Consider the following 17076-nt stretch of genomic DNA (forward strand, 5'->3'; position numbering starts at 1 on the left):
TGTCATTCCGCCTGCGCCAGCGCGCCAAGCGATGCCGAGGATTTTCCGTCGTGACTGAAATCAACTGGCTTGCCAGCGGCGCGGTCAGTGCCTTGTACGCCGCTGCGGCGGTTGCGCGCGGCCAGGTGCTTACCGACTCACGTCTGGCCCAGGCGCTCGCGCCGCCGGTCGAAAAGCTCTTGGCAGGCATGAGCGCAGCAGGACTCGCCGAACCTGCGTTCTGGCGGCATGCGGTGCCACTGGCGGGCACAACGGAGAATGACCACGATCTGGCCGACCAGATCGTGGGGCACATGACGGGCACTCGTCCAACTGAGGAAATGGTCGCCCGACTGGCCGGCGCCCTTCGCGACGTTCGCCAGGCCTTCGATCGCGCGCGACCGGACGCCGTTCGAGAGTTGACGTTGCGCACCGGGCCGCTCCGCGAGTTGTGGGAAGCCCGCGGGCCGGGCCATTTGGCCGCGATTCGCCGGTTCACCGAGCCCGCGGTCATTGTCCAGCGGGCGCTCGTTTATGCCGTTCCGCCGATCGCCGGTGGCGGAGGCGAGGCTTATGCGTCAGAACACGCGGTCGCCATTGAGGCGGTGCTGGCCAACCCGCACGCCGCGCTCCCCGAGGTCGTCCGGCTCGGCTGGCTGGTGGCACGCTTGGGAAGCGATGCGCTCGGCGCCGCCTCGGGCATCGCACCCTCTAAATTGTCCCGGCTCGTGGCCGTGGCCACGCTCATGCCGGCGCTCGCGGCCGCGGAATGGGTCGAGCTGGCGGCGTTCGACATTCCTACGATCGCGCTGGCGCTGCGTGCCTGGCAAGGCGTGAAGCCCGAGGATGCCGACGACCAGGCCGCGACCCTCGATCGCTGGTGGCGCACGTACAGCGAAGAGCGGCCATCCTGGGCCGCGGCGCTCGAGTCGCTCGACCGCATGCTTAAAACAACGTAATTGAGAAAGCCACAGAGGCCGCCGAGGACACCGAGGTAAGAGCCGTTAAATCAAACGACATTCCCTCAGTGATCTTGGTGACAAGTTCTTGCATTCTGAAATCGTCGCCACCGACCGCGCCGCACGATCGATTTTGTCTCGTCCGCTGGTTTCGTGCCCGGCCCTCGGCTGTTACGATTGGGCCGACATGAAGCTGTCTTTGTTCGTCACTTGTCTGGGAGACGTACTCCGGCCCGAGGTCGGTCAGGCCACTGTACGCCTGTTGCGGCGGCTGGGGCATGAAGTCGATTTTCCCGCCGACCAGACTTGCTGCGGCCAGCCGTTTTACAACTCCGGATTCGCGGATCTCGCGCGCGAACAAGCCAAGCGCACGATCGATGTCTTCGACAGCGAGCGGATCGTCGTCGTTCCCTCCGGCTCGTGCGCGGCGATGGTGAAAGTTGAATTTCCGCACCTGCTCGCCGAAGACGATCGCTGGCACGAGCGGGCCAAGGAACTGGCCAGCCGCACCTTCGAGCTGGCGGACCTGCTCGTGAACCTCTTGGGCGTCGAGGATGTGGGGGCGCGGTACCAGGGCAAGGTCGCCTATCACTATGCCTGCCATTTGCGTGGGCTGGGCCTGGCCGGTGAAGTCGAGCGACTGCTCAACCGCGTCGAAGGGCTGACCTACGTCGGCATCGAACGGCAAGATCAGTGCTGCGGCTTCGGCGGTTCGTTCTCGGTCCGCTATCCGCAGATCTCGACCGCCATGGTCACCGACAAAGTGAACTGCATCACGGCCACCGGCGCCGATGCCGTCGTGTCGACCGACGCCGGCTGCCTGATGAACATCGGCGGCCGCATGCGCCGCCTCGGGCATAAAACCGAGGTCCTGCACCTGGCCGAAATCCTCGGGCGGCGGTAGGGCGGCGTGTTCAGTAGACCCTACGATGGTCGCCGCCGCCCGACGCGTGTCGTAGAATTAAGGGCGACGTTCGAGAGGCCGCCGGACCACGCATGTCCCAAGATTTTCGGAATCTGGCTCCTATGCTTACCGACCATCTTGTCATCCCAATCCAGGCGATCGATGACGTTTGCCGTCGACATCATGTGCGACGACTGTTGATGTTCGGTTCGGCGCTTTCCCAGAGATTTTGCGCGGAAAGCGACGTCGATTTGGTCGTCGAATACGAGGCTGGGCGCACGCCTGGCTTTGTGGGACTCGGCATGTTAGAGGTTGACTTGAGCCCTCTTTTTGAAGGGCATAAGGTCGACCTGCATACTACTGGCTCGCTGAATCGCGAGTTCCGCGATCGCGTTATTGCGCAGGCCCAGGTGCTCTTTGACAGCCAGCCGCGATGAATCGCGATTGCGGCACATGCTCGAACAGGCGAGAAAGGCAGTTACACGCGCTCAAACCACTAGCCGAGACGACCTCGGCGCCAACTGGGTGTCGCTCTCCCGCATAAGTTTCAGCATGCCGCAACTACCTACTTCGACGAAGCTTTTTTGACCGCATCTACAAGCATCCAGGCGCCGATCGCAGAGACAGCTAGTCCCGATGCTACAGCGAATAGCACGTCCGCATCGAGAAACAGTTTACTGGCGATCAACCGAAATCGAGCGGCTCGCCCCAGCGATGGACCGACCATCGAAGCGAATGCGTAGAGGTAAATAATCCATAGTACGCCCGCGAACACGAATGCAACCGAAATTGCGGCGTATATTACCGCCGCGAGGCGGGCGGTTCGTGATCTTGCCGACGCCATTCTCGACGTACCTTACGCGAACAGCTCTTTGATCACGCGGCCGCTGTTGGCGATCTTCATCGGGCGGTTGTTCTTGCTGGTGAAGGTGGTTTCCAGCGAGATGCCCAAGGCCTTCAGGACCGAGGCCATCAGATCCTCGCTCTTGTAGGGATCGGTCGTGACTTCGGTGCCGTCTTCGTTCGTGGCGCCGACCGTCGTGCCCCCCTTGATGCCCGAGCCGCCGACGACCACGCTCCAGCTGCGCGCCCAATGATCGCGGCCGGCGGTGCCGTTGATGCGCGGCGTGCGACCGAATTCTCCCATCCACAGGACGACGGTGTCTTGCAGCAGCCCACGCTCGTCGAGATCCTGGATGAGCGTGCTCATGGCCTTGTCGACGATGCCGAGCTGCCGCTCCAGGCCGGTAAAGACGTTGTTGTGCATGTCCCAGCCGCCGAAATCGACTTCGACGAACGGTACGCCTTCTTCGACCAGCCGGCGCGCCATCAGGCAGCCGTTACCAAAGCCGTTGCGGCCGTAAGCGTCGCGCACCTTGGCGGTTTCGTTGTTGATCTTGAAGGCCCCCATCTGCTTGCTAGTGAAGAGGGTGACGGTCTTTTCCAGGACCTTGGCATGGTCCACGGCCGCTTCGCCGCGATTCTGCCCGATGAAGCTCTTTTCGATCGAGGCCAGCATTTCCATCCGCTGGGCCAGGCGGTCTTCCTTGAGCGAAGTGGCCGCGTTCTTCACGTCGCCGTTGAAATCCACGACGAACGGCGCGTACGTCATGCCCAAGAAGCCGGGTCCCACGCTGCCGCCACCGACAGAGACAAACGGCGGAATCTGCAAGTCGCTGATGTGGTTGGCCAGCTCGTGGCTGACGACCGAGCCGTAGCCCGGGTGCTCGATCGTGGGGTTCGGCACGTAGCCGGTATGCATGTAATACCGGCCGCGCGTATGATCCGCTTCGCGCGTGCTCATCGAACGGACGATCGACAGGTGCTTCATCTGCTTGGCCATCATCGGCAGGTGCTCGCAGATTTGCATGTCGCCGGTGGTCGAGATGGGCTTGAAGCTGCCGCCGGTGGGCGCGCCGGGCTTCATGTCCCAGATGTCGATCGTGCTGGGACCGCCCCCCATGTACAACAGAATCGCCGCCTTGTGGCGCCGCTTCAGGTCCTTGGTACTCGCCGCCAGCGAGTTGGTGAAGTTGATCGCCGGTATGGCCAGAGCCGAGGCGCCCGCCAGATGCTCGAGGAAGTGACGTCGCGTCATACCTGCCGGCGTGCGGAAGAGGCGATTCATGGCGGTCTCCGTTAGTCTTTGGCAAATACCCGGAAGGATTTGCCACCGAGGGCTCAGAGATCACAGAGAGGGAAAGCGCGAAAAACGTGCAGGGCGAAAATCTCTCTGTGTGCTCGGTGAACTCTGTGGCAATCCTCCTCTTTTTTGAATTCGCGGACGTGTTTGCTTAGTGGTTCAAAATGAATTCATTACTGTTGAGCAACACCCACCAGATGTCTTGCAGGGCGGCCATCCCGTCGCCGCCGCGAGCCGCCACCACAGCGTTGGCCATCTGCATTTCGCCCGCCGTGGGCTTGCGAGCCAGGGCCGACAGATACAGCACGTCGATCTTCTGGTTCGGCCGCATGTTGCTATTGGCCACTTTGTACAAGAAGCTGCCGGGCTCGTCCTTCGTGGCGTTCTGAATCAGATCGCCGTTCATCATCATCAGCGTCTGCGGAATCGTGCCGTTGAAGGTCGTTGTATCGTCTCCTTCATCGGTGCCGAAAGCGATGGTAAATTGTTCGAGCCAGGTTCCCTTGGTCTTTTCCTGCTGCTCGAAGGTGCCCTTGGTTTTGTCCGCCTCGGTGGCCACGAGGAGTGATTCGTACAACTCCTCGGCCCGCATCTGCCGCAGGTAGAAGTGGCTGAACAGCGGTTTCTCGCCCAGGGCTGGATCGTCGCGCTTGTTCTTGCTACCCATCTTGCTCGACAGCGAATACGCTTCGCTGAGCGTAATCCAGCGGATGAGCTGCTTCAGGTCATGGCCATGCGCCGAGAATTCGCGCCCCAGGGTCTCGAGCAACTCGGGATGGGACGCGGCGTTGTGCGGCCCCAGGTCGTCGATCGGCTTGGTGAAGCCGTAGCCCAGGAAGTGGGCCCACATGCGATTGACGATTGCCTTGCCCAGGTATTCGCTGCGGACGATCAGCTTGGCCAGCTCTTCGCGGCGATTCACTTCGTCGGCGTAGCCGCTGCGATTGATTTGCGTTCCGTCGACGAACGTCGGGTACGCCACCTTGGTCGTACCATCGCGCAGCTCGAAATAGATTTCCGCTTCCTTGGGGTTCTTATTGCTCTCGCCGGCGAAGTCTTCGTTCTCCAGCCGCGCAAAGTCGACTTCCTGATTGCGCCCGCCGAACGTCCGCAGTGCCTTCGTCTGCCGGAAGAAGGCGTTCATGCCCCAGAACTGATCCTGCTTCCATTCGTTGAACGGGTGGTTGTGGCACTGCGTGCATTGCACTTGCAGGCCGAGGAAATAACGAGCGGTCTTGGCCGTGGCCGTGGCCGCGTTTTCCTGCAGATTGTCGAGCAGGAAGTTCACCGCGCCGTTGTAGTTCTCTTCGCCCGGCTTGCTGCAGCCGGTGGCACTGACCAGTTCCGACACCATCGCGTCGTAGCTTTTGTTCTTCAAGAACGAGCGCCGCAGGTACTGCTGCATACCTTCGCGGTTCACCAGCCGACGCCGATCGCGCTGCGCCGGCGGACGACCAATCAGCAGATTGGTCCAGATGGCCGTCCAGTTGCGGGCGTATTCTTCGGTGTACTTGTCCGACTCGAGCAGCTTCTCGACCAGAGCCCGTCGCTTGGCGGCCCCTTTTTCTTTGCTCGCGGCGTAGGCCGTTAATTCATCGACCGTGGGGATACGACCGAGCACGTCGAGGTACACGCGCCGGCACCACTCACCGTCGGTAGCGACGGGCGAAGCGCTGATGCCCGCGTCTTTCCAACCTTGGCGAATCGCGGCGTCGATCCCGGCGATGATCTCGGCGTCGGTCGTACGGCTGGAGGGTTCCGCGGGTGCTTCGAGCTTGCCGTCGGCCTTCTCGACTCGATCGGCAGCCGTCGCGGTTGCGGCGACAGGGATCGTTCGGCTCGTCGTCTTGTCGGCGGCCGAGGCCAGAGCACTTCCGAAAGCTAGAAGGAGCAGTCCCGCGACTGCAGCGCACTTGCAGTTGGTGGGTTGAGTGGCCAAGGCAGAACCGATCCCTGCTGCCCGCAGAATTGGTGGAATACAGCTAGAAAATCGCGGTCGAACAACCACCGCACACGCTCGATTCTAAGCCCGGTGACGCCGTCGGTCACCATTCCGAAACCGGTCGAAAAATTTTTTGATTTTTTGATTCCGACGAGGCTAAGCGGGATAAGTTTGGCCTCAATCCTCCCAAAACGAAACAGTCCAAAGTGTATCGTTTTGCAACACATGTACGAAAACGATACAAGATACAAACGGAACGAGTCGAGAACCGTCTGCCCTTAGGAGGTTCTCGACTCGTTAGTTTTAGCGGTAGGTCGCCGGTGCCTCGCTTACCGGCCGAAGTTGGATTTTAGGGCTTGCGCGACCCTGCATCTGGTTGGTGCTCACCCAACATTTACCGCATTACCGTTTGCGCCCCTGACCTCTTCTCGAACCGGCCCCGTTGCTATGCTCTGTTCCGAGCCTCTTCGATAGCTTGGAAAAGCATCGCTCTCGAACACACGATGCCGTCGTAAAGCAAACACCGTGCCAGATGACTGGGCGGGGGGCATTCGCGCCTCGGATGAGGCGACTCGCCGAGCGCCCTGGGCTCGCGGATTACCGTCAGGCGGCTTCGCTGAACTGCGCGCTGTAGAGCCGACCGTACAATTCCGATCTTCGTAGTAGTTCGTCGTGCGTGCCGACGTCGAGGATCCGCCCCCCTTGCATGACCACGATCCGATCCGCCAGGGCCAAGGTGGCGGTCCGGTGCGTGATGATGACGGTCGTGCGATTGCGAATGAACTGCTCGAGCACTTTGTGGATCAACTGCTCGCTTTCCACGTCGATCTGGCTCGTGGCTTCGTCCAGGATCAACAGGCTGGGGTCGCGCATGATCGCGCGGGCCAGGGCGATCCGCTGTCGCTGCCCGCCGGAAAGCAGGCTCCCCCGCGGCCCGACCACGGTCTCGTAGCCGTGGGTAAGCTTCGTTTCGATGAACTGGGCGTGGGCCTGCTGGGCCGCGGCCCTCACCTGGGCGGGCGTGGCCTGCGGCGAGCCGTAGCAAATGTTGTTGTAGACGGTGTCGTCGAACAGCAGCGTCTCCTGCGTCACCAGCCCGATCTGCGAGCGAATGTCCGAGAGCCGCGCGTCGCGCAGATCGACGCCGTCGATCCGCACGTGCCCCTTGATCGGGTCGTAAAAGCGCGGAATCAAATTGGCCAGGGTCGTCTTGCCACAGCCATTGGGACCGACGATCGCGATCGTTTCGCCGAAGCCAATCCGCAGGTTGATGTCCTGCAGCACCGGATGGCCTTGCGCGTAATGGAACTGCACGCCCTCGAACACCAGCTCGCGACGATGCCGGGCCAGCGGAACAGGCTGGACCGGGTCGACGACGCTGGGGCGCCGGTCGATGAGCTGATAAATCCGATCGGCCGCGGCGCTGGCGCGCTGGATGCGGCTATAGACTTCGGACAACTTGCGGGCCGGGTCGCTCGCCCCCGCCAGCAGGCCGAAGAACACGATCAAAGGCTCGATCATCAGCGGCCGCTCGCTCATCTTGATGCCGAACAAATGCGTCTTCTGGTTGATGCCCAGGTACGCTCCGGCCAATAGCGCGACGCAAATCGTCGAGATGCCCAGGATTTCGGTGAGCGGCCGGGTGAGCGAGTCGTAGCGGGCGATCCGCATCGACTTGTGATAGAACTTTTTGCTGTTCAGGTGGAAGCGTCGCCGCTCATAGCGTTCCATGGTGAACGCCTTTACGACCTTGATTCCCTGCAGCGTTTCGTCGAGCGTGCTGTAGATCTGCGACATTTCCTCCATCGCCCGGCGATTGGCCCGCTTGAGCGCCTTGGACAAGGCGTTAATGCTCACGGCCGCCAGCGGCGCCAATAGCATCGACAAGAGCAATAGCTGCCAACTGATCCAGGCCGCTCCCGCCAGGCAGGCGATCATCTTCAGCGGCTCGCGCACGAACTTGCCGAACAGTTCGCGCAGCCCGTTGGCCAGACATTCGGTGTCGTAGGTGAACCGGCTCATCAGGTCGCTGGCCCCCTCGGCATTGAAATGCGCGAGGTCCATGCGGAGGGTGTGCCGGTAGAACGTCTTGGTGAGATCGAAAATTGCCAACTGCACGACCCGCGACACGAGTATCGAGTTGATGATCAACAGGATGCATTTCAGCAGCGTGCTAATCACCAGCAGGCCCGCCACGATCACCACGGTTTGAAAGGCGTCGCGCGGCAGGTAGGGGCCGATGATGTTTGCTTTCAGCCATTCGTTGCGCGCGAGCGCTCGCTCTTCGGCTGCGAGTTGTTGCTCGGCACGGCTTTTGTCGCGATGCAGCCCGGCTTCTTTGTCTCCCGGCTCGGCCTTCAGCTCGGCATCGCAGCGCGCGATCTCGGCTTCCAGGCTGGCGATGCGTTTGTTGGAAAGATCGATCGACCGGTCAGCCCATTCGTGCAGCGATTTGCCTTCCAAGGCGACGGCGATGAACGGATAGATGGTGCTGATGCTGCCGCCCCACAACACGGCCACGCCCAAGGCGCACACGACCGAGGCTGCAAACGTCCAGCGGTGCCGCAGCGTAAGGCGCAGCGCCCTGGCAAAGTTGTTCATCCCTGAACCCCCTGCACGTGAAGGAACCGATTGACCCGACAATCGCCACGGATCCGCACGAAGGGCCGATCCGAAAGCGGCAATTCAAGCCGCACCTTGTAGCAGAAGCGCAAAAACGGGCCAAGATCGCTTGCAGCAGCGTGCTAGCAGCAGCGCTTGCCGCCGTTGAAGGAGGGAAAAATGCGATCCGCAGTGTTCATGCCGCCCGAGCGGCACCCGAAGGCATGAACACTGCGGATGAATTTTGCCACTGCTTCACGCCGCGTCCGGCGCTAGCGTCCAAGAAGCTACGCCAGCCGTTTGATCCGCCCCACCAGCTCGTCATGGCCGAACGTCCGATCCAGCGGCACCAACAGATACGTCGCCAGGTCGCTGCAGCAATCGAGAATGATCTGCGTGTCGTTGGGCACGCCAAAGCCGTTCGCACACGGCTCATGCCCGTGGATCAAGATCGTGGCGTTGACCTTCTTGGCGAAGGCCTTGGCGTTCTCCGGGCGGTAATCGCGCCCCCACACCATGCGGAACACGTCGCCGTTCTCCTTCAGGTCGAGCGCTTCGAGCGGACGTTTCAAGATCGTCGCGTCGAAGCCGCGCAGCTCGACCTGCTCGGGCAGGCTATGACATACGAACACCCCGCCCGGCAGCCGTACCCCCAAAGGACAGCTGCGCAAGAATTCGACGTACGCCTCGCGCACTTTCTCGGTCGCCGCGCCGTACATCTCTTGCAAGCCCAGGCGGAACATCAGGTTCAACATCCGCTTGGCTTTGAGGATCGGGTAGTCGGTCAGCTCGGCCAGTTCATGGTTCGACATGATGAAATGCACGCGCTCGGGATAAGTGGCCTTCAGCTTGGCCACGTCTTCGAGCATGCCGTGCGACATGTCGCCGTTGTTGGTGGGGTAGGTCGGCCCACCGTGGCAGACTTCCTGCATAATCAGGTGCCGGCGCGGATTATGCTCGAGATCCGCGATGCGCTTGATGGCGTTGAAATTTCGCCGATTACCGTGCAAGTCGGCCGTGATCATCACGTCGTCGCCGACCTCGGCCGACAACACGACCACGTTGCCGTCGCGCGTGGGTGTTTCCAGGTTGGCTTTCGTCGCCCTCTTGTATGTGGCGATGATTCCTTCGATGTACTCGATGCTCGCGACCATGTATCACAGCATAACAAGAGGAGTCGGGACCGCGATAAACCTGCCCTGGAAATCGTGTCGCGGCGGAGGCTGCAAGCGCCGCAAAGAATCTGCCCCCCAATCAATCGCTCCCCGCGCCCCCGCGAGGCTTGCCGTCTGCGGGCGACATAGCAGCGATCCACTCCCGCACCAGCGCCAAACCCTCTTCGTGTACGAGCCGTTTGCCGAGCTCGGGCATCATGATCCCAGCATCGGTCGAACCGGTGCGAAATGCCAGAATCGACTCCTCGGGCTTGCCCGGCACGATGTCGTACGACAGTCCGCCCGAGCCGCGCCCGGCCGCCACCGGCGACTTCATGAAGCCCCAGGCCGTGGGATTCGTCTGCGAGGCCAGCAGGTCCAGGCCCGAATTCCTGGCCGGTCCGGCCGGATTGTGGCAGTGAGCGCAATTGATTTCCAGCCAGGCGCGGGCCCGCTCGTCGAGCGTGCCCGAGTGCGGATCATCCCACACGGCCAGCCGCGGGGCGGCGTCGGGAGCAGGTGCGCCGGTCAAGGCGCCCGTGCGCGTCCAATGGGCCAGTTGGTTCTCAGCGCCGTCGGCATACGCGAAGTCGCGGTTCAGGTGCCGCGCCTTGGGACCCAGCGGCGTCATCGTCTCGCCCTGCTTGTGGCACCCTTTGCACTGGTTGGCGTTGGGGATGATGTAGTTGTTCTTTCGCTCGCTGCCGTCGGTGTGAATCCAACTGACGTCGACCGTGCCGCCGGCCACGTCGAGTAGCGCCTCGGTCTGGTCGGCGTTCCAGATGTACGGCAAACCGACCCAACCTTCGGCGTCGTGCCGCAAGATGCGTGTCTCCAGCAGCCGCTCGCCCAGCTCGGGCTTGCGCATGTCGACCGGATAGGCGAACGTCTTGGCGATGATCGTGCCTACCGGGAAGTCGAACGACTCATTAGCGCTGTACTTGGCGCTGGTTCCCTTGGGCAGCTTGACGAAGCGATGCTTCGACGTGTAGTCGGAAAACAGCGGCGTGTTCAGATCGTAGGGAATGACTCCCTCGACCGGTTCTTGCGTGGCGCCGTTGCCCGTGAACAGCCCATACGCCGAAAGTTTTTCCGGCGCGGCTGGCACTTCTGGTGCGGGCGAAGCACGACCGCAGCCGCTTGCCAGCAGCGCCAGCCAACCGAGCAAAAGGCACACGCCGCTTCGCGCAGAGAACGAACAGAATCGGCACACGTTTGCGCTCACTTCACGCCGGCGATGGCGACGGGCTTCAGAGCCGTGAGCTCGCCTTCGTAATCCGTCAGCTCGCGGACAATGTTCGGCTTCTTGTTCGCCAGCACGTTCGCCGGGGTAAACGCACCGCCATCGAAATTCACGAAGCTGGCATCCCCGTTATTGCGGATGCGAATGCGCTTGTCCTCGGGCAGGTTGCCGTCGACCAGCTTCTTCTCGTCGCGCATACCGTCATACATGATATCCGGAAACGGCGTTCCCAGGATCTTGCCAAGGATGCCGCCCAGGTCGCCGCCCGGATTTTCGCCGTTCTTGGCGAACTTGTTGTCGTGGATGTAGACCGCCTCGCAGTAGGGATCGTACTTCTCGTCCTTGATCGGCTTCTGGTTGATCAGGTAGCTGACGACCAACAAGCCCGTGCTGTTGTTGTTCTCGACCGTGTTGCCGAAGAACTCCACCTGGTCGTTGGCCATCAGCATCATGCCGGTGCCGGGCGGAACGGTCGCCACGATATTTCCCTTGGGAGCGAAATTCTCGTGGTTGTTCCCCTCGACCTTGTTATCGAACACGCGGCAGCCGCGTCCGTCCTTCTTCGGCAGGTCGGGAAGCGAGAAGACCAGGATGCCGCCGGCATTGTCGGTGGCCACGTTTTCATAGACGTCGGCATTGATCGAGTTCTCGATCTCGATGCCGGCCACGTTCTTTTCGGCGCGATTGCGGCGGACGATGATGTTCTCGGACTGGCCCACGTAGATGCCCGCATCCGAAGCGCCGATCGCTACGGAATCTTCAATCAGCACGTCCTTGCAGAGCACGGGATACAAGCCGTAAGCGCCGTTGGTCTCCTTGGCGCCGCCGGTCCACTCAGCACGCACGCGACGGAAAGCGACGCGGGTCGTGTCCTGCACCTTGATGGCGTCCCCTTTGCAATCCTCGACGGCCAGATCCTCGATCAGCACGTCCTCGGGGCACTTGATACGTAGTCCTTCGCCGCCCGTGCCCTGCTGCTGCTTGGCGAAGCTGAGAATGGTCTTATCCGGCCCCTGACCGCGAATCGTGACGTGACTCACGTCCTCCAGCGACAGGGTGGCGTTGAAATCGAATTTGCCTTCGCCGAACTCGATGACCGACTGCGGCTTGGCGTTGATTAAAGCGGTTTGAGCGCGCTTCTGGGCGTCGGGTCCAACCTCGATGCGGGTGACGTTGTTGGCGGCCGGCTTCTTGGCGCTCGGCGCGTGGCTGCAGCCGGCGACGAGGGTAGTGGCAACCAGCAGGGTTGCGGCGGAAAACAGCGTTGCGCGCACGATAAGTCTCCTTAGCCGAAGCAGATTGCAAAAACCGAGGCGAGAATTCGACCCGGGCCCGCGACCGCCACTTGACGCGAGCTACCAGATCACGCGGCGCTGCCCCCCGGGACGCGTCGCCGCCTCATTATAGACATGGGGCCACGGTCCTAGAAAGGCGTTTGCTGGCAAGGCTCAACAGCGGAAATCCGCTCCGCCGCCCCCATTCAGCCGGCCGTGTTCGAGGCCGTGTCCCCGGTCTCCCAGCTTCGGACCTCGCCGGCACTCGCCGGATACGACGATCAGATGCTCCGGCCGGGCAAGAAGCCTCCGAAGCCGCGGCCTGCAGAGACTTTTCCGCCCGCAACAGGCCTGCGGATCGTGAGGATTTGCTCGATTTTGCCGCTCCTGCGGGCCGATAAGCCTGGGTAGACGGTCCTGCTGCCGACGCAGCAAGGGCCGAATCGCCAAACAATCTTGGCGGCGCCCCAGACAATCGAACGATTGCCGGTCCCGGCGGATGGCTCGCCCGCAGTGGCGAAGCAGAAGCCGTGGTCATCCGGGCCGTTCACTGCCGGGCGCCGCATTGAGAAATTTCCCGGGGGGGATTGCAGCTGCGGCCGATCAAAACCGATCGGTCGCACGCTGCTAACGGATCGCTGGAGAGGATCGCCGACCGCCGTCGACCGGGGGCGTTGGTGGTGATCCGAGCGAAAAAGGAATTTTGGCAAATGAAGAGGTTACTTTTGGCCGTCAGTCTGGCGGCGCTCGTCAGCTCGAGTTCCGGCTGCTGCTTGTTCGACCGGATCTTTGGCCACGGCGGCTGCGCAGCCTGCTGCGGTAAATGCGGACCGTATCCGGGCGGATGCTACCAGCAATACAACCCAGGCGGCACTTGCGGACCTGGCTGTGGGCCGGGGGCTTGCGGAGGAGGATGTGGTCCCGGCGGTTGCGGACCTGGCGATTGCTCGCCAGGGTGCGCTCGGGCCACGGGCAGTGGACCGTACGATGAGTCGGCTTTCGCCGGGCCGCCCTCGGGGGCCGTCACCTATCCGTACTACACGACGCGCGGCCCACGCGATTTCCTCGCGAGCAATCCGCGCGGTATCGGCCCGTAAGCGACCAAAGAGAATTAGTCGGGGGGACTAACGGGAGACACTCTGCCAGCGCTACGGCGCCGCGGAGTGTCTCCCTGTTTTTTGCGCGCCGCCGGTTCTGGCACACCTCAGGCAAGCCTCCACGGGAGTGCCACTGGTGGCTTGCCCACCAGTGTAATTACACCAGCCATGCCACGGGCAACGTGGCCATTGCATGCCGACGACTCGCACGGCATCGAGCGTACTTCCATCGAGAAGGCACTGGTGGACAAGCCACCAGTGGCACCCGTCGGACGGTCGCTATGTTTGCGGCACAATAGGCGAACCGCACGCTCACGCCCGCAGCCCGACGGAGCCGATCCCGAAAGGTTGACACAAGAGACGCGACTCTAATCCGAAAATCGCGACGCGATCAGCGTGATGTTCTGGCCCCCGAAGCCGAAGCTGTTCGACGCCGCCACGTCGCACCGCACCTCGCGCGCCTGGTTGGGCACGTAATCCAGATCGCATTCCGGATCAGGCGTTTCGTAGTTGATCGTGGGCGGCAACACGTTGTCGCGAATCGCCAATAGACACACGATCAGTTCCGTCGCGCCCGCGGCGGCGATCAAATGCCCCATCATGCTCTTGGTGCTGGACACCGGGATCTTAAAGGCCTGGTCCCCGAAGACGCGCTTGATGGCCAGCGATTCGACCTTGTCGTTCACCTCGGTGCTGGTGCCGTGGGCGTTGATGTAATCGACGTCGTCGAGATTCAATTGTGCGTCGCCCAAGGCCATTTGCAGGCACTTGGCTGCCCCGCGTCCCTCGGGATGGGTGTCGGTGATGCGATACGCATCGGCCGTCGAGCCGTAGCCGACGATCTCGCCGAAAATCGGCGCGCCGCGGCGACGGGCATGTTCCAATTCTTCCAGCACGAGCATGCCGGCCCCTTCGCCGAGCACGAATCCGTCACGATTCATGTCGAACGGGCGCGAGGCCTTGGTCGGCGCGTCGTTGTGCGTGCTCAGCGCCGTCAGCAGGTTAAAGCCGGTGACGCCGAAGGGATGAATCATGCTGTGCGTGCCGCCCGAGAGCATGGCATCGGCTTCGCCGCGGCGAATGATCTCGACCGCCTCGCCCACGGCCTGGCTACTGGCGGCGCAGGCGGTAAGGCAGTTCAAGTTGGGGCCTTGCGCGTCGAACAAGCTGGCCAGATGGCCGGCCGGCATGTTCGGCTCTTGCTCGAGCTCGGTGAGAGGATTGAGAATTTCGAGTCCCTTCTGGGTGAACTTGGAAATGTCGAGCGACTCGCCTTCGATGGCGCTGAGCATCATGCGCGTGAAGCGGTCGAAGTCTTGCTGCCCCTCGCCGCTGCCCAGGTAGACACCAAAACGCCCTGGGTCGATGTTCGAGTCGAGCAGGCCGGAAGCGGTCATGGCTTGCTTGGCGGCGCCCACGGCAAATTGCGTGTGCCGGCCCTGGTACTTCCAGCGCTCGGGGTCTTCGCCCACGGCGCCCACGTTCCAGTCGCGCACTTCGGCCGAGATCTTCGTCGGGAAGTTGCTGGCGTCGAACAGCGTGGTGCGGCCGATGCCCGATTCGCCGTGGCGCAGATTACGCCAGAGCGTGTCGACATCAGTCCCCAAGGGCGTGACGCATCCGATACCCGTGACTACCACTCTACGTCTCATGGCGTACGACTCCTGCGACGACGTTTCGCTACTATCCGTGTACGTCCGTCAGATGGCCATTCTGATTTTGGCGCAGCCGGGCCAGTCCGGGCGGCTCGATCGGCTGGCCGTCGGGGCCGGTGCCCACGTCGAACACACCCAGCAATTTGAGGGTGAAGACGAAATTCTTGGGCTCGAAGAATGATCGCTTGGGCCCATCGTCGGACAAGTGGGCAAAGACCAGATCGATCTCGGCCTGCAGCCGGTTGCCGACGTGGCTGGTGCCGGAAACCACGCCGCCATCCTCGCGGACATCTTGGAGCACCGCGGTATACGTGAGCGTGTCCCCCGGCACCGCCGGGAAATGAAACGTGGCCTTGGTGATCTTCGCCAGGATCACCTTCTTCTTGAATGCGAACTGCTCGCCGATCAACAGCCCGCCGGTCTGCGCCATTCCCTCGACGATCAAGGAATTGGGCATCATCGGCGCGCCGGGAAAATGATCGTGCAGATGGTCCTCGGCCAGGGAGATGTTCTTGATCGCGCGGGCCCGCTGGCCACTCTCGAACTCGATGAACTTGTCGATCCAAATCCAGCGCATGACGCATCACTCGCAATTGGCAGCCTAAGGCGCCCCTCGTCGGACGTGTCCGCGACCTCCCAGCGCGCGTCCGGCAACGGCCGCCCCAAAACCTCAGGCCGTAGCGGCCAGCTTCGACTCCACGAAGCGCACCATATCCTGCACGGTCAGTTGATTCACGAAGTTCTTCACGACCGGATTCTTGGCGAACTCGTCGAGATTCGCAAACGGCATCCGCTTCTTCAATTCCGTCAGACCCTCGTCCGTCAGTTTCCCCTGCTGCACGTACTGCGTGCTGGTGAGAATGTCTTCGGGGAACAACTCACCGCGAGGGATCTTGATATCGAAAGCCTTTTCCAGGCGGAACACGATATCCAGGAAGTCGATCGACTCGGCTCCCAGATCGCCGACCAGCGTCGCTTCGGGCGTGACTTCGTCTTCGTCCACGCCCAGCGCGTCGACCAGTGCGGTACGAATCTTGTTGAACAACTCGGCATTGTCACTCATGTTCACCTTCTCCCACACATTGCTGCAGCCGGGCTGTTGGCAAACGTTTCGCCATCGCGCCGCTGCATAGTTTCTGATTCATTGAAAGCATCCGCCGGTCAGCGGGCCTTGTTCCGTCACGGCGACTAATCGCCTTTTTCTGCACCACAGCAGTCACGGCCAGCTGTCCGCCGGCCAGGTTGCTATTTCTTCATTTCCTATCCATCGGCAAGCCAGCGAGACAGCGCTTGCCGGAGCTTTGCTACGAGGCACAGTCTGCGAGGCTTCGTTCAACCGCCGTTCGTTCAATAACTTCCCAGGCTTAACCCGCCGTCGACGCGCAGCACCTGCCCGGTGATATAGCTAGCGTCATCGCTAGCTAGGAATGCCACCACTTTGGCGATTTCGTCGGGCTGCCCGACGCGTCGCAACGGAATAAAGTTTTTCAGTTCGTCGCCGGCGAGGCCGCGAACGACTTCGCTCATGTCGGTTTCGATCATGCCGGGCGAAACCGCGTTGACGCGCACCTTGCGGGCGGCCAGCTCTTTGGCCAGGGTGCGTGTCAGGCCGTCGATGCCCCCTTTGCTAGCAGCGTAGTTCACCTGCCCCCGCGAGCCGAATTCGGCGGCCACGCTGGAAATATTGATGATGCTGCCGCGGCGCTGCGACATCATGGGGCGCACGACGGCGTGGCAGTAGTTGTAGGTACCGTTAAGATTCGTATCGATGACCTGGTGCCATTGCTGTGGATCCATGGTCGCGAACAAGCCGTCGCGAATGACGCCGGCCGAATTGACCAGGATGTCGATCCCTTTCCACGATTCGAGCAACTGGGCAACGACGGCATCGGCCCGCGCATTGTCGGCCACGTCCGCTTGCACCGCCCGCACCTCGTGCCCCTGGCCGGTCAACTCCGAGGCCAGCTCGTTGGCGGCTTGTTCTTGCGCGTGGTAAACAAAGGCCACCTTGGCACCTTCGGCAGCCAAGGCCCGAACGCAAGCGCGGCCAATACCGCGGCTGCCACCGGTCACCAGAGCTGTTCGAGATGCCAAACGCATAACGGATGCCACGGAAAAAGTACGG

General features: G+C 62.0%; 14 protein-coding genes. 4 read left to right on the forward strand and 10 right to left on the reverse strand.

Annotated features, from left to right (window positions below; genetic code table 11):
- Positions 1–50: 50 nt before the first annotated feature.
- The 3 genes from VHD36_01160 (at position 51) to VHD36_01170 (ending at position 2279) form a co-directional block, all read left to right on the forward strand.
- A complete protein-coding gene (locus VHD36_01160; protein ID HVU85898.1) occupies positions 51–938 on the forward strand; it encodes a hypothetical protein in 888 nt (295 codons plus the stop codon).
- A gap of 187 nt (positions 939–1125) precedes the next feature.
- Positions 1126–1842 carry a (Fe-S)-binding protein gene (locus VHD36_01165; protein HVU85899.1) on the forward strand — a complete coding sequence of 239 codons (717 nt, stop codon included), beginning with the start codon at positions 1126–1128 and terminating at the stop codon, positions 1840–1842.
- A gap of 122 nt (positions 1843–1964) precedes the next feature.
- A complete protein-coding gene (locus VHD36_01170; protein HVU85900.1) occupies positions 1965–2279 on the forward strand; it encodes a nucleotidyltransferase domain-containing protein in 315 nt (104 codons plus the stop codon).
- A gap of 419 nt (positions 2280–2698) precedes the next feature.
- Here VHD36_01170 and VHD36_01175 read toward each other — a convergent pair whose 3' ends face one another.
- The 6 genes from VHD36_01175 to VHD36_01200 all read right to left on the reverse strand — a co-directional run bounded on the left by VHD36_01175 (position 2699) and on the right by VHD36_01200 (position 12199).
- The gene (locus VHD36_01175; protein HVU85901.1) at positions 2699–3970 is read right to left on the reverse strand and encodes a DUF1501 domain-containing protein; all 1272 of its coding nucleotides are present in this window, start codon (positions 3968–3970) and stop codon (positions 2699–2701) included.
- Between the two features lie 166 nt (positions 3971–4136).
- Positions 4137–5924: a DUF1549 domain-containing protein gene (locus VHD36_01180; protein HVU85902.1), complete on the reverse strand. Its 1788-nt coding sequence runs from the start codon at positions 5922–5924 to the stop codon at positions 4137–4139.
- 606 nt (positions 5925–6530) lie between these two features.
- On the reverse strand, positions 6531–8528 hold the full coding sequence (locus VHD36_01185) for an ABC transporter ATP-binding protein (protein ID HVU85903.1): 1998 nt from the start codon (positions 8526–8528) through the stop codon (positions 6531–6533).
- Between the two features lie 287 nt (positions 8529–8815).
- Positions 8816–9682, reverse strand: a complete 867-nt coding sequence (locus tag VHD36_01190; protein HVU85904.1) for a metallophosphoesterase — start codon at positions 9680–9682, stop codon at positions 8816–8818.
- Positions 9683–9782: 100 nt separating this feature from the next.
- Positions 9783–10859 (reverse strand): SO2930 family diheme c-type cytochrome, encoded by a 1077-nt coding sequence (locus VHD36_01195; GenBank protein HVU85905.1) that lies wholly within the window; start codon positions 10857–10859, stop codon positions 9783–9785.
- A 44-nt stretch (positions 10860–10903) separates the two neighbouring features.
- The gene (locus VHD36_01200; protein ID HVU85906.1) at positions 10904–12199 is read right to left on the reverse strand and encodes a parallel beta-helix domain-containing protein; all 1296 of its coding nucleotides are present in this window, start codon (positions 12197–12199) and stop codon (positions 10904–10906) included.
- A 710-nt stretch (positions 12200–12909) separates the two neighbouring features.
- Here VHD36_01200 and VHD36_01205 point away from each other — a divergent pair.
- On the forward strand, positions 12910–13296 hold the full coding sequence (locus tag VHD36_01205; protein HVU85907.1) for a hypothetical protein: 387 nt from the start codon (positions 12910–12912) through the stop codon (positions 13294–13296).
- 368 nt (positions 13297–13664) lie between these two features.
- On the opposite strand, the gene fabF is transcribed toward VHD36_01205, so the two are convergent.
- The 4 genes from fabF to fabG all read right to left on the reverse strand — a co-directional run bounded on the left by fabF (position 13665) and on the right by fabG (position 17051).
- Positions 13665–14948 carry a beta-ketoacyl-ACP synthase II gene (fabF, locus tag VHD36_01210; GenBank protein ID HVU85908.1) on the reverse strand — a complete coding sequence of 428 codons (1284 nt, stop codon included), beginning with the start codon at positions 14946–14948 and terminating at the stop codon, positions 13665–13667.
- Between the two features lie 31 nt (positions 14949–14979).
- Positions 14980–15528: a 3-hydroxyacyl-ACP dehydratase FabZ family protein gene (locus VHD36_01215; GenBank protein ID HVU85909.1), complete on the reverse strand. Its 549-nt coding sequence runs from the start codon at positions 15526–15528 to the stop codon at positions 14980–14982.
- A 93-nt stretch (positions 15529–15621) separates the two neighbouring features.
- A complete protein-coding gene (locus VHD36_01220) occupies positions 15622–16014 on the reverse strand; it encodes an acyl carrier protein (protein ID HVU85910.1) in 393 nt (130 codons plus the stop codon).
- Between the two features lie 284 nt (positions 16015–16298).
- Positions 16299–17051 carry a 3-oxoacyl-[acyl-carrier-protein] reductase gene (gene fabG, locus VHD36_01225; protein HVU85911.1) on the reverse strand — a complete coding sequence of 251 codons (753 nt, stop codon included), beginning with the start codon at positions 17049–17051 and terminating at the stop codon, positions 16299–16301.
- Positions 17052–17076: the final 25 nt, after the last annotated feature.

The organism is Pirellulales bacterium (assembly GCA_035546535.1).
Lineage (GTDB): Bacteria > Planctomycetota > Planctomycetia > Pirellulales > JACPPG01 > JACPPG01.

Excerpts from the sequence above, each read along its gene's own strand:
- VHD36_01165 (HVU85899.1), top strand. The coding sequence starts at position 1,126 with ATGAAGCTGTCTTTGTTCGTCACTTGTCTGGGAGACGTACTCCGGCCC.
- VHD36_01170 (HVU85900.1), top strand. The coding sequence starts at position 1,965 with ATGCTTACCGACCATCTTGTCATCCCAATCCAGGCGATCGATGACGTT.
- VHD36_01175 (HVU85901.1), bottom strand. The coding sequence starts at position 3,970 with ATGAATCGCCTCTTCCGCACGCCGGCAGGTATGACGCGACGTCACTTC.
- VHD36_01185 (HVU85903.1), bottom strand. The coding sequence starts at position 8,528 with ATGAACAACTTTGCCAGGGCGCTGCGCCTTACGCTGCGGCACCGCTGG.
- VHD36_01190 (HVU85904.1), bottom strand. The coding sequence starts at position 9,682 with ATGGTCGCGAGCATCGAGTACATCGAAGGAATCATCGCCACATACAAG.
- VHD36_01205 (HVU85907.1), top strand. The coding sequence starts at position 12,910 with ATGAAGAGGTTACTTTTGGCCGTCAGTCTGGCGGCGCTCGTCAGCTCG.
- fabF (HVU85908.1), bottom strand. The coding sequence starts at position 14,948 with ATGAGACGTAGAGTGGTAGTCACGGGTATCGGATGCGTCACGCCCTTG.
- VHD36_01215 (HVU85909.1), bottom strand. The coding sequence starts at position 15,528 with ATGCGCTGGATTTGGATCGACAAGTTCATCGAGTTCGAGAGTGGCCAG.
- VHD36_01220 (HVU85910.1), bottom strand. The coding sequence starts at position 16,014 with ATGAGTGACAATGCCGAGTTGTTCAACAAGATTCGTACCGCACTGGTC.
- fabG (HVU85911.1), bottom strand. The coding sequence starts at position 17,051 with ATGCGTTTGGCATCTCGAACAGCTCTGGTGACCGGTGGCAGCCGCGGT.